The sequence below is a fragment of the Klebsiella terrigena genome (assembly GCF_012029655.1).
GTDB classification, from domain to species: domain Bacteria; phylum Pseudomonadota; class Gammaproteobacteria; order Enterobacterales; family Enterobacteriaceae; genus Klebsiella; species Klebsiella terrigena.
The window spans coordinates 470,250-482,905 of record NZ_CP050508.1 but is presented as its reverse complement, the minus strand read 5'-3'; the positions used below and the strand labels follow the sequence as shown (position 1 = coordinate 482,905).

Sequence of the window (12,656 nt, the reverse complement as noted above, 5' to 3'; positions counted from 1 at the left end):
GACGATTAACCAAACTCACGCAGGCGCAGGGCCAGTTTCTGGAAGAAATTCGCCTGCCGGACGTCGCGGTCCTCTTTGCCGGTGATCACCACCGTTGCGGTGGTTCCCGCCGGCCAAATATTGCCCTGCTGCTTATCGAGACGAATACGCACCGGTACGCGCTGCGCCAGGCGCACCCACTCGAGGTTCGAGTCCACGGAGGCCATGCCTTTTGCATCGCTGCTGCTGCTGGCGTTGGTCACCCCGGCGGCAATGCTGTCAACCGTCCCTTTGATCGTGCTGCTGCTGCCCAGCGGGGTGATCTCCGCCCGGAAGCCCGGACGTACGCCTTCCAGCTTGGTCTCTTCGAGGTAGGCCACCACGTAGAAGGTATCCTGTTTCACCAGCGCCACCGCCGTAGAGCCGCGGGTAATAAATTCACCGCTGTAGACGTTGAGGTTGGTCACCCAGCCGTCGGCCGGCGCGCGGATAACCGTCCGCTGCAGGTCGAGCTTCGCCAGATCGCGGCTTGCCACCGATTTCGCCAGCTGGTGTTCCACCGTCTGCAGGACGTTATTGGCCTGGTCTATCTCCTCCCGGGACATTGCCTGAACGCCGAGCCGGTTACGACGGCCGGCCTCAACGCGCTTTTCCTGGGCCAGAGTTTGGTAATAGGAGACGTCGGCCTCGGCCTCTTCAAGCGCCTTCTGGTAGCGCGGTTGGTCAATCACGAATAAAACCTGACCTTGCTTAACCAGCTGGTTATCCTTGATGTTAACCTGCGAAATCAGCCCCGAGACGTCGGGGGCGATGGCCACGATATCGGCGCTAAAGCGCGCATCGCGCGTCCACGGCGATGCGGTGTAGTAGACCCACGCGCGAAAAATTGCGACAAATGCCAGGATAACCAGTATCACAGTGATTGCGGTACGGAGGATATTTCTTGTTAGTGTTTTCACATCAACCTCAAACGAACAAACGCGATATCAGATAAAAAAGGCAGCAATATAACGCGGTATTAAACAGTGCAGGGTGCCAGACGAAGTCATAGATGCCGGTAGGAACCAGCAGTCGGTGCACCAGCCAGAAAACGGCCAGCGATATTAACAGCTCAAAGAAGATCGGCGGAAACGACAAGCCGAAAATCACGATGACAGGAAACAGACTCATGATGACCTTGATAAGAAGCGTACAGGTGGTAAGCGTGAAGCATTTATTATGTAGCTAACAATATAGTAACGTAACAATTGCAGCATGATCTATATTATGTGATCTAAATCACTTTTAAGTCAGAGTGAACAATGGAACGACTAAAACGCATGTCCGTTTTTGCCAGAGTGGTTGAACTGGGTTCATTTACCGCCGCGGCCCGCCAGCTCCAGATGAGCGTATCTTCAATCAGCCAAACCGTATCCAGGCTGGAAGATGAGCTGCAGGTAAAGCTGCTTAACCGCAGCACCCGCAGCCTTGCCTTAACGGAAGCCGGGAAAATTTATTATCAGGGCTGCCGCCGAATGCTGCATGAAGCCCAGGACGTCCACGAGCAGCTTTACGCGTTTAACAACACGCCAATCGGCACGCTGCGCGTCGGCTGCTCTTCAACTATGGCACAGAATGTCCTGTCCCACATTACCGCAGGCATGCTCAAAGAGTACCCCGGACTGTCGGTTAATCTGGTCACCGGGATCCCGGCACCGGACCTGATCGCCGACGGCCTGGACGTGGTTATTCGCGTCGGCGCGCTGCAGGATTCCAGCCTCTTTTCACGTCGTCTGGGGTCGATGCCGATGGTGCTCTGCGCGGCAAAGAGCTACCTGCAGCAGGCGGGGATCCCGGAAAAGCCGGCGGATCTCGCCAGCCACTCCTGGCTTGAATACAGCGTGCGTCCGGATAACGAATTCGAAATCATCGCGCCAGAAGGGATCTCGACGAAGCTGATCCCGCAGGGGCGCTTCGTCACTAACGATCCGATGACGCTGGTGCGCTGGCTGAGCGCCGGCGTCGGCGTCGCTTACGTTCCGCTCATGTGGGCGATCGAAGAGATCAACCGCGGGGAGCTTGAGATCCTGCTGCCAAGCTATCAGTCGGATCCCCGCCCGGTGTACGCGCTCTATACCGAAAAAGACAAGCTGCCGCTGAAGGTACAGGTGTGCATTAACTACCTGACCGAATATTTTGTCGAAGTGGCGAAAATTTATCAGGGGATGCACGGCCGCGGGCTTGACCACTAGCCGCTGGCGATAACGTGCGGCGGGATAAGTACGGGAAAGGTTACGCCTTCGACGAATGCGAAGGCGTATTGAAGATACTCAGGCAGTGCCGCCGACGGTGAGCTTATCGACCTTCAGCGTCGGCTGACCGACGCCAACCGGCACGCTCTGGCCCTCTTTGCCGCAAACGCCAACGCCGCTATCCAGCTTCAGGTCGTTCCCCACCATGGAAATCTGCTGCATGGCTTCGATCCCGGAGCCGATAAGCGTCGCCCCTTTCACCGCCTTAGTCACCTTCCCTTTTTCAATCAGATAGGCTTCAGAGGTGGAGAAAACAAACTTGCCGGAGGTGATATCCACCTGGCCGCCGCCGAAGTTTGGCGCAAAAATACCGTAATCAACCGATTCGATAATCTCCTGCGGCGTCGATTTACCCGCCAGCATGTAGGTGTTGGTCATACGCGGCATCGGCAGATGCGCGTAGGATTCGCGACGGCCGTTACCGGTAGGCGCGACGCCCATCAGGCGGGCGTTGAGCTTGTCCTGCATATAGCCTTTGAGGATACCGTTCTCGATCAACACGTTGTATTGACCCGGCGTACCCTCATCGTCAATAGCCAGCGAACCGCGGCGATCGGCGATGGTGCCGTCATCGACCACGGTACAGAGTTCCGACGCCACCAGCTCGCCCATATGGCCGCTGAACACCGACGTCCCGCGACGGTTAAAGTCGCCTTCCAGACCGTGGCCTACCGCTTCATGCAGCAGTACCCCAGGCCAGCCCGCGCCTAATACCACCGGCAGCATGCCGGCCGGGGCCGCTACGGCGGAGAGATTCACCAGCGCCATGCGCACGGCCTCTCTTGCCCAGGCGTCAGCGCGAACCTCGCCCTCTTCGCTACCGAGAAAATAGTCGTAGCCGAAACGTCCGCCGCCGCCGCTGGAGCCGCGCTCGCGTTTGCCATCATCTTCCACCAGCACGCTGACGGAAAGGCGGACCAGCGGTCGAACGTCCGCCGCCAGCGTACCGTCGGTCGCCGCAACCAGAATCAGTTCATACACGCCGCTGAGGCTGGCAGACACCTCCTGCACGCGCTTATCGGCGGCCCGCGCCGCTTTGTCTACGCGACGCAGAATATCCAGCTTCTCTTCGCGGCTCATGCTTTGCAGCGGATCGATGCTGGCATACAGAGGGCTATACTCCACCGCGCCAAGAGTGCGCACCTTACCGTCGCCGCTGTCGCGCACGATGGTACGGGCCGCCTGCGCGCTTTGCTCCAGCGCCAGCAGGCTGATTTGGTCAGCATAGGCGAAACCGGTCTTTTCACCGCTTACCGCGCGGACGCCAACGCCCTGGTCGATATTATACGAACCATCTTTGATGATGCTGTCTTCCAGAACCCAGGATTCGTGATAGCTCGACTGAAAATAGAGATCGCCGTAATCAAGACGGCGCTCGGCCAGCTGGCCAAGAATGGCGAAAAGGTCCTGATGGCTCAGGCCGTTTGCCGACAGTAATTGTTCACTTACCAGGTTCAGACTCATCGTTTGCTACTCGTTTGTTGCCGCCTGTCAGGCGGAAATAGGTACCCATAATCATTCAGGTTGCAGAAAGGCGGCAGCCGACCAACCCCGGCAGCTTAGCTCCGGGGTCAACAGGCGTAGCCAACGCATCTGCAGTTTGAAATATAACGGGTATAGAACGCTATATATTGAGAGTGCGATAATTCCCCGCAATCGTCAAATCATTGCTTTTTGTCGCTGCGCGCCTGGCGCAGCACTTCATTGATTTGCGGCTGATCGATAGGACCGGTGATGCGATAGCGCAAAATAGACACCTTATTCCACAGCGGCCCCAGCACCTTGCTGGCGGCAAACACCGCGGCCCCGACAATCGGGTTAATCACGAACGCCGTTGCCACGCCGACGGTCGCCGATATTTCCGGCGCCACCACCGCCTGCAGGTCCAGTTCGCGGCGCACGAGATCCACCGAGCCTCTCATCGCAATATCCGCTTCAAGGCCGTCAACCAGCGTATCATCGGTATTGAGCACGCCATCTTTAATCCATGCGGTACTGCGGATCGAATCGAACCAGAATCCTTCGCTGAAGGTGTCGCTGAAGTCGAAGCGCAGCTTGCGCAGCAGTGCGTCCACGCTCAGCAGGCGCAGCAGCTGCCCGGCGTGACCGGTGCTAATGTCGGTAAACTCGCCCTTGCCAAGACGGCTTTTCAGCACCCCGTTAAGCGAGGCCACGTCCGGCTGCCACGGCGGCGCGCGCCAGTGCAGATCGTAGTCGACGTCAAACGACGAGCCTTTCACCGGCGTTGAAACGCCAAAGAAGCCGACGAAAGCGTCCGTTTTACTGCCGTGAAGCTTACCTTTCAACGAGGTGCGTATGCCGCTTGTCGCATTGACCCACACGCCATCGGCGGTCAGTCGGCCGAAACCGGTATCCACCAGCCCGTTGGCGAGCGTAAGCGTATCGCCGCTAATCGCGAAGTCGCCGTCGATACGCCCGTATTTTTGCCCCCACAGCCAGCACTCCGCGCAGCGCAGCTGGAGATCCGGCCAGCCGCGGAAATCGATTCGGCTATCGGCAAAAGGATTGCTGCCGCCCGGCGCCGCATCGCTCTTCTGCGCGGCGGTCGGGTTGTAATAGAGGTAGCGAATGGCCGCCAGCCACGGGGCGTTTTGGCGTATTGTCAGGGAAGCGTTAATTTCCCGGCCCTGCGCTTCAACCTTCGAACCACCGGCCTCCGGTCGGGAGACAAGGCTGACGTTATTCCAGCTTTGCCCGGCAAAGGTCAGCGACGGCGTCCGCAGGGTGATCCGCTCAGGGAAGATGATATTGCTGCTGACTTCATTGGCCGCACCGCCCTGGAACAGGGCCAGCCACTGCGCGCCGTCCATCGGCGGCATGTTGAGCTCTACGCCAGCCTGTTCGGGGAGCGGCGAAATGGCCTTGCTGTCGGAGGTTAAAATCGCCCGATCCAGCGTCAGCTTGCGGTTCAGTAGCCAGCGGCTGTTGATATGGTTTTTCGCGCCGATGGAGCCGGTCAAATCAAAGCTGCTGAGCCCGCCTGCGACGTTAATTTTCACCGGCAGCGCTTCGCCGGCTGGCTTGTCTACGGGCGCAGGTAAGCGACTGCTCACATTCTTTAGATCGCCGTTAATATCGACCTTGTAGCTTGCGCTGCCGCGATACGGCAGCTCAATCGCCACCTTACCGTCCCACGGCACGCTGCCGCTCACCGCCTCATCGATAGCTTTCGGCAGCAGGCCGGTGCGCGAAGGCTGCCAGCTGGCGTTCATTCCCACATCGACCAGGAAGGCTTTCTGCCCCTCGGTGGTGGAGAAATTAAGATTCAGCGGCTGATTAAACCAGCTGGCGCTCATGTTCTCGCTTTTCAGATTGCCGTTAACAAAGCTGAATTTACCGCTGAGGTTGTCCAGCGTCGCATTGATAGGCTTGATAAACAGGCTGTTATTTTTGAGGTTCACGTCGCCTTTGGCGGTCGTCAGCTCACCGTCCAGCGGAATGTCGAGATGTAAGCGAGCGCTCACACCACCATCCAGCTGCAGCTCATCCAGCGCGGTGCCCAGCGTCTCTTTGAGCGGCGTCTCTTTGAAGTACGGGCCAACCTCTTTGCCCGCACCGTTGATATCGGCGTCGATCAGCAGCTTTTCCCGCGAATAGTCAGGGATCGCCGCCTCAAGGTTGCTGGCGGTCACCTTGCCCAGCATGACCTTATCGGCCTTCATCCACAGCCCGTTGTTGATAAAGTCGAGGTTGATGTCCAGACCGGTCAGCGCCGGCCAGTCCGGCTGGAAAGCGAAGGTGGCGTTGGTCAGCGGGACGGAAACCTGGAACTGGCCTTCGTTGTGCAGATAGGGGAACAGGTGCGGGTTGCCGCCGTAAACCAGCGTCGCACCGGTGGACTGGCCGCCTTGAATCGCGCCGCTGAGGTAATCCACCAGCTGTTTGCCCATCAGGTTTTCCGGGAAATAGCGCCACGCCTGACCGCCGTCATTGGTGCTGATCCCTGCCAGGATGCCCAGCCAGGGTTCATCTCCCTGCGGCTGTAAATAGCGGAAGCCGCCCCGAGCGCGCACGCCGGTTGCCTGTACGTCAATATTGCGCCCGTCGAGCATAAAGCCCTTTTCATTCTTTACCCAGCTAAGGGTCGCGTCGCCCTGCGCGATTTCCAGCGGCGCGCGAAATACCGTTTCATAGGGCATTTTCGCCTGCGTCATGCTGGCATGCAGGGAGCCGTTCTCTACGCTTCCGGCGACGCTGCCGGAGAAGTGCTCCGCACCGGGCAGCAGCTTCCACTGCTTCCACGAAAAGTCGCTCCAGCTGGCCTGAAAGCGCGATTTTTCCGCCGCCTGCAGCGGGATATCCAGCGCCAGAAGATTAATTTTGCCGTTTGGCCGGGTGGTGCGCCAGATTTCGCCGAGCGCGGGCGCCAGCTTATCGGCAAAAGGCTGCAGCCCGGTCAGACCGTTCAGCTCAAGGTTGCTCGCGCGGATGCGCAGCTCGTCGCTGCGGGAACGGTCGTCCCCGCCAACGTCCTGCGCCGGGATCCACGCCATCGCCAGCGCGCCGCGAGGCCACGACTTGCCGTCAATCGAGATCCGCGTATCGGGGATACGGAAGCCCCAGCTCTGCTTATCGCGGGAGATGTGCGCCGTCAGGTTATCCACCACCAGCCGATGGGGCTGATTATCGCCCTGCCAGCTGGCGCCGCCTTTTTTCAGCCATACGTCGCCGCCGGCGATATCGCCTTTGTCGATAGTCATCCAGCCTTCAAGGCTAAAACGCGCGCTCTGCAGGGCGATATTGTCCTGCATCCAGCGGCCCAGCCACGGCTTCACGTCAATATCATCCGCCTGCAGCCATACGCGGCCCTTGTTCAGCAGGCCGTTTTCATCGCGCAGATCCATCCGCACCTTCATCACCCCATGCTGGCCGTTGAGGCTGGAAAGGCTCAGCTCGCCTTCCGCGCGATGACGATTTTTACCGTTCAGCCAGGTGAGCTGCGGAATGGCGAGTTCGGCGCGCTGGCCGGAGAGGGTCACGAAGCTCAGGTGGCTGTCGCGGAGAATAAAGTGATCGAACTGGCGCAGGAACAGATCGCCGATGTGGTCGGTTTTCAGGCTCTCGCCGCCGTCGTTAGTCTGGATCGGCGTGTTGGTGTGGATTTTTAGCTGCCAGAAGGTGAGATCGCGAAACTGCCAGCGCATGTGGAGCAGGCTTTGCCATACGTCCAGCGCGAGGGTAACGCGTTTAACCGACAGCTCACCGCCGTCTTTGAGACCGGCTTTCACATCGCGGACGTCCAGCGTGGGGCCAAAAGTCTCCCAGCTGGCGCTCAGCCGGGAAGCCTCGACCGGTGAGCCGGAGATCGCGGAGATTTTCTCCAGCAGCTGGGGGCGCCATGCGTCCAGCTGCGGCAGCACGAGACGCAGACCGCTCACCAGCAGTGCGATGACAACAATCAGTGTTGCCACGGTGAGCAGTAATATCCCGGGCAGTCGCCTCACGCATCTCTCCTTGTCAAACTATTACACCTCATCCTTCATCTGCCCCTCGGCGCTGCGTTCACGGGTTCCGCCCGGCCGGCGCATCACCGCGGCCGAAAGGCCGAACGAGGGCAAACCAGATGATTACATCATCACCACATCAAACTGCTCTTGATTATAGAGCGGTTCAATTTGCACTTTGACCTGTTTACCGACAAAGATTTCGACTTCCGCCAGCGCGTGGGACTCTTCCCCTTTCAGGGTTTCCGCGACGGCAGGAGAAGCATAGACCAGGAAACGATCGGAGTCGTAGGCATGATGTACGCGGACGATCTCGCGCATGATTTCATAACACACCGTTTCAACCGATTTTACCGTGCCGCGACCGTGGCAGGTCGGGCAGTCCTTACACAGCACGTGCTCCACGCTTTCGCGGGTGCGCTTACGGGTCATCTCCACCAGCCCAAGCTGGGAGAAGCCGTTGATGCTGGTTTTCACCCGATCCTTATTCAGCGCCTGCTCCAGAGAATGCAGCACCCGGCGGCGGTGATCTTCATTATTCATATCAATGAAATCAATGATAATAATCCCGCCGAGGTTGCGCAGCCGCAGCTGGCGGGCAATCGCCTGGGTCGCCTCAATGTTGGTATTGAAGATGGTATCGTCAAGATTGCGGTGGCCGACGAAGGCCCCGGTGTTGATGTCAACGGTGGTCATCGCCTCGGTCTGATCGATAACCAGATAGCCGCCGGACTTCAGCTCCACTTTACGCTCCAGCGCGCGCTGAATTTCGTTCTCCACGTCAAAGAGATCGAAGATCGGCTGACGGCCGCTGTAGTGCTCGAGCTTGCTGGTCATCTCCGGCATATATTCGGCGGTGAACTCCAGCAGCGATTCGTAGGTCAGGCGGGAGTCGACGCGAATGCGGTCAAGATGGGCGTCGGCAAAATCGCGCAGCACGCGCTGAGCCAGCGCCAGCTCGCCGTACATCTGATAGCGGGTCTGCTGGCGCTTCTTACGCTCCATGACCTTCGTCCAGACGCGCTTGAGGTAGGCAGCATCGGCGGCCATTTCCTGCTCGTGTACGCCTTCCGCCGCCGTACGGATGATAAATCCGCCCTGCTCATCGCAGTAGTCGGCGACAACCTTCTTCAGGCGCTCGCGCTCCGCTTCGCTCTCAATACGCTGGGAAACCCCAACGTGCGAGGCCCCAGGCATAAACACCAGATAGCGGGAAGGAATGGTGATATCGGTCGTCAGACGGGCGCCTTTCGTACCAAGGGGGTCTTTCACCACCTGCACCATCAGGTCCTGGCCCTGACGGACCAGCTCGGAAATATCGCGCACGGTGAACTGCTTTTGCTCTTCCCCGGCGACGCACTCGGTGTGCGGCATGATGTCTGAAGCGTGCAGAAATGCGGCCTTATCCAGGCCAATATCTACAAAAGCCGCCTGCATCCCCGGCAGCACTCGGCTGACACGACCCTTGTAGATATTGCCTACGATCCCACGCCGCGCTTCGCGCTCAATGTGAATTTCCTGCAGAATACCGCCATCGATATACGCGACGCGCGTTTCCGATGGCGTTACGTTCACTAATAATTCAGCCGTCATCTTTATCCCTTTTCTTCACGCAGTGAGTTAAAGTTACTCAGCAACTCATACGTTTCTACCAGCGGTAAGCCGACTACGGCGTGATAGCTGCCATTAATCTTCCTGACAAAACAGCCACCCAGCCCTTGAATACCGTATGCACCTGCTTTATCTAAAGGTTCGCCGCTGGCGACGTAGCCGGCGATATCCTGCTCGCTCAGCAGGCGGAAGGTCACCTCCGTTACCACCAGACAGTCCAGCGCCTGCTGCTTATCCGCCAGGGCAACCGCGGTCATCACCTGATGCGTTTTCCCGGAAAGCATGCGCAGCATCTCTGCGGCGTGCCCGGCATCACGCGGCTTTTCCAGCACTTCGCCGTTAAGGATGACAATGGTATCCGCACCCAGCACCGGCAGATCGCGCGATGCCAGCGCAACGCCTGCCTGCGCTTTTTCACGCGCCAGGCGAGTGACGTAATGCTGAGCGCTCTCCTGCGGCTGGCGTCGCTCCTCAATACCGGGAACCACGCGCTCGAAGGAGAGTCCCATCTGAGTCAACAGCTCCTGTCGACGTGGAGAACCTGAAGCAAGATACAGAGTTGTCATATCAACCTTATTGCACCGCAAATTGCTGACGCACTTTACGCATCAGCAGGAATAGCCATGGCCAGAGCACACCGTTTACTACACTACTCCAGAACACTTCCGGACGGAAAGAGACGTTGATCACTAAAAACTCTGCCCAGAAAACAACGATGTCCACCGCGAGGGAGAGCATCATCACCACCAGCGCCTGCTGCCAGAGCGCCAGATTGCGGAACAGCTGATATTTCAGAGCGACCAGATAAGCGATGATGCTTAACGATAGCGCGCGAACGCCCAGCGTCGAGCCGCTGATGAGATCGAGAACGGCGCCCATCACGAAGCCCGTGCCGACGTTCACCCGATGCGGTAATGCGAGGATCCAGTACAGCAGGATAAGCAGTACCCAGTTTGGCCGGAAGACGCTGATGTCCGCCGGCCAGGGCATGATCTGTAGCAAGAGTGCAATAAGAAACGAGAGCCAGATAACCCAGCGTCCCTGGCTACGGTAGCTTGCCACTATTGCCCCCCTGCAGGCAGAGGTTTAGCAGGTGGCGTCAGGCCGGTTGCGGGAGCCGGCATTTGTGGCCCGACGGAATCCGGCGCAGGCAGAACCTGCGGCATCATCTGCATCAGACGTTCATTGGCGACGCGATGAACCTCTTCCGGGGTCATCGGGTTGGAGCCGTTACGATCGGCCCCCCACAGCAGCAGCAGATAGCGCAAACGCTGCAGGCCCGCGGTCGGGCGAGCCTGAATAACGGTATACGCGCGCTGCGTATCCAGCTTGACGGAAGAGACCACGCCCACCGGATACCCCTCCGGGAAACGGCCGCCAAGACCTGAAGTCACCAGCACGTCGCCGACGCGAATATCGGTATTCGCCGGCAGATGCTCCAGCTGCAGATCGTCAGTGCAGCCATTACCGGCGGCAATCACGCGGATATCGTTGCGCAGCACCTGAATCGGCAGCGCATGGGTGGCGTCACAGATAAGCAGCACGCGGCTGGTCATCTTCGCGACGGCAACAACCTGACCGACAACGCCCTTATCGCTGATAACCGGCTGGCCTTCGTAAACGCCGCTGACGCTGCCTTTATCGATAACCACCTGATCGCTGTAGGGATCGTTAACCGTTGAGATGACCTGAGTCACCATTTTTTGCTCATCCTGGCGCAGCGGGGAGCCCAGCAGTTCACGCAGACGCGCGTTCTCCTGCTTGTACTGGCCCAGCATCAGCAGGTCGCTGTTTTTCAGCAGCAGTTCCTGACGCAGCGCGCGGTTTTCCAGTTCGAGCTGATCGCGGGTGGCCAGCGTTTGCGATACGCTATCCAGCAATTCCCGAGGACCGTTAGAAATAAAGTAGAAAGGACTGACGGCTGTATCCATGTACGTTCGAATCTGGCTGAACGTACCCAGGCGGCTGTCGGCGATAATCACGCCAAGCGCCACCAGAACCGCCAGAATAAGGCGAATCTGTAGCGACGGGCCACGGCTAAAAATTGGCTTCATAGGCTATGCGTATTCTCGTGTCAGTTAAGACCAGGGGCAACCCTTGAGCCACCCCAGACCTTCGGCTGACTACTCTTCGCTAAACAAGTCGCCGCCGTGCATATCGATCATTTCCAGCGCTTTACCGCCGCCACGCGCGACGCAAGTCAGTGGATCTTCTGCAACTACGACAGGAATACCTGTCTCTTCCATCAGCAGGCGGTCGAGGTTACGCAGCAGCGCACCGCCGCCGGTCAGGACCATACCGCGCTCGGAGATATCAGAAGCCAGCTCTGGCGGGCACTGCTCGAGAGCAACCATCACCGCGCTAACGATGCCGGTCAGCGGTTCCTGCAGCGCTTCGAGAATTTCGTTCGAGTTCAGGGTGAAGCCGCGTGGAACGCCTTCAGCCAGGTTACGACCGCGCACTTCGATTTCACGCACTTCATCGCCCGGATAAGCGGAGCCGATTTCATGCTTGATACGTTCTGCCGTCGCTTCACCGATCAGGGAGCCGTAGTTACGACGCACATAATTAATCACGGCTTCATCGAAACGGTCACCGCCGATACGCACGGAAGAGGAGTAAACCACGCCGTTCAGGGAGATAACCGCCACTTCCGTGGTACCGCCGCCGATATCCACAACCATCGAACCGGTTGCTTCAGAAACCGGCAGGCCCGCACCGATCGCAGCCGCCATCGGCTCTTCGATCAGGAAGACTTCACGGGCGCCAGCGCCCTGAGCGGATTCGCGGATGGCACGACGTTCAACCTGGGTTGCACCAACCGGTACACACACCAGAACGCGCGGGCTCGGACGCATGAAGCTGTTGCTATGCACCTGTTTGATGAAGTGTTGCAGCATTTTTTCGGTAACAAAGAAGTCGGCGATAACGCCGTCTTTCATCGGGCGAATTGCCGCGATGTTGCCCGGTGTACGCCCGAGCATCTGCTTCGCTTCATGACCGACAGCGGCGACGCTTTTCGGCGATCCGGCACGATCCTGACGAATGGCCACAACGGAAGGCTCATTCAATACGATGCCTTGTCCTTTTACATAGATAAGGGTATTCGCGGTACCCAGGTCAATGGACAGGTCATTGGAAAACATGCCACGAAATTTTTTTAACATACTAAGGGATAATCCTGAAAGCTGGGGCGGAAAACAAAATCCGCTTACTTTACCAACCACACGCAGCAGCGACAAGGCGCAAAAATCATCTGCTACGGTGAAAATTAGTGCAGTTCATTTCCTTTGTTACAAATTTTCCGGCT

General features: G+C 58.3%; 10 protein-coding genes. 1 reads left to right on the top strand and 9 read right to left on the bottom strand.

Features of this window, described 5'->3' with window-relative positions; translation table 11 throughout:
* Positions 1-5 precede the first annotated feature (5 nt).
* Both aaeA and aaeX read right to left on the bottom strand, forming a co-directional pair.
* The gene (aaeA, locus tag HCK03_RS02290) at positions 6-938 is read right to left on the bottom strand and encodes a p-hydroxybenzoic acid efflux pump subunit AaeA (RefSeq protein ID WP_041147452.1); all 933 of its coding nucleotides are present in this window, start codon (positions 936-938) and stop codon (positions 6-8) included.
* A gap of 7 nt (positions 939-945) precedes the next feature.
* Positions 946-1,149 (bottom strand): p-hydroxybenzoic acid efflux pump operon protein AaeX, encoded by a 204-nt coding sequence (gene aaeX / locus HCK03_RS02285; RefSeq protein ID WP_041147453.1) that lies wholly within the window; start codon positions 1,147-1,149, stop codon positions 946-948.
* A gap of 131 nt (positions 1,150-1,280) precedes the next feature.
* On the opposite strand from aaeX, the gene aaeR reads away from it, so the two are divergent.
* Complete coding sequence (gene aaeR, locus HCK03_RS02280; protein ID WP_115191777.1) at positions 1,281-2,210, top strand: HTH-type transcriptional activator AaeR; 930 nt, start codon at positions 1,281-1,283, stop codon at positions 2,208-2,210.
* A gap of 78 nt (positions 2,211-2,288) precedes the next feature.
* Here the strand turns inward: aaeR and tldD are convergent, their stop codons facing one another.
* From tldD to mreB, 7 genes are all read right to left on the bottom strand, one after another.
* Positions 2,289-3,734, bottom strand: a complete 1,446-nt coding sequence (tldD, locus tag HCK03_RS02275; protein ID WP_041147455.1) for a metalloprotease TldD — start codon at positions 3,732-3,734, stop codon at positions 2,289-2,291.
* Positions 3,735-3,934: 200 nt separating this feature from the next.
* Positions 3,935-7,735: an AsmA2 domain-containing protein YhdP gene (gene yhdP, locus HCK03_RS02270; RefSeq protein WP_167691081.1), complete on the bottom strand. Its 3,801-nt coding sequence runs from the start codon at positions 7,733-7,735 to the stop codon at positions 3,935-3,937.
* Positions 7,736-7,858: 123 nt separating this feature from the next.
* Positions 7,859-9,328 carry a ribonuclease G gene (gene rng / locus HCK03_RS02265; protein ID WP_041147457.1) on the bottom strand — a complete coding sequence of 490 codons (1,470 nt, stop codon included), beginning with the start codon at positions 9,326-9,328 and terminating at the stop codon, positions 7,859-7,861.
* A 2-nt stretch (positions 9,329-9,330) separates the two neighbouring features.
* Positions 9,331-9,912, bottom strand: a complete 582-nt coding sequence (locus HCK03_RS02260) for a Maf family protein (protein ID WP_041147458.1) — start codon at positions 9,910-9,912, stop codon at positions 9,331-9,333.
* Between the two features lie 7 nt (positions 9,913-9,919).
* Positions 9,920-10,408 carry a rod shape-determining protein MreD gene (gene mreD, locus HCK03_RS02255; RefSeq protein ID WP_041147459.1) on the bottom strand — a complete coding sequence of 163 codons (489 nt, stop codon included), beginning with the start codon at positions 10,406-10,408 and terminating at the stop codon, positions 9,920-9,922.
* Positions 10,408-11,400, bottom strand: coding sequence for a rod shape-determining protein MreC (gene mreC / locus HCK03_RS02250; RefSeq protein WP_041147460.1), 993 nt, complete (start codon positions 11,398-11,400; stop codon positions 10,408-10,410). The genes mreD and mreC overlap by 1 nt, the downstream gene beginning before the upstream one ends.
* A gap of 69 nt (positions 11,401-11,469) precedes the next feature.
* A complete protein-coding gene (gene mreB / locus HCK03_RS02245; RefSeq protein ID WP_002918653.1) occupies positions 11,470-12,513 on the bottom strand; it encodes a rod shape-determining protein MreB in 1,044 nt (347 codons plus the stop codon).
* Positions 12,514-12,656 lie beyond the last annotated feature (143 nt).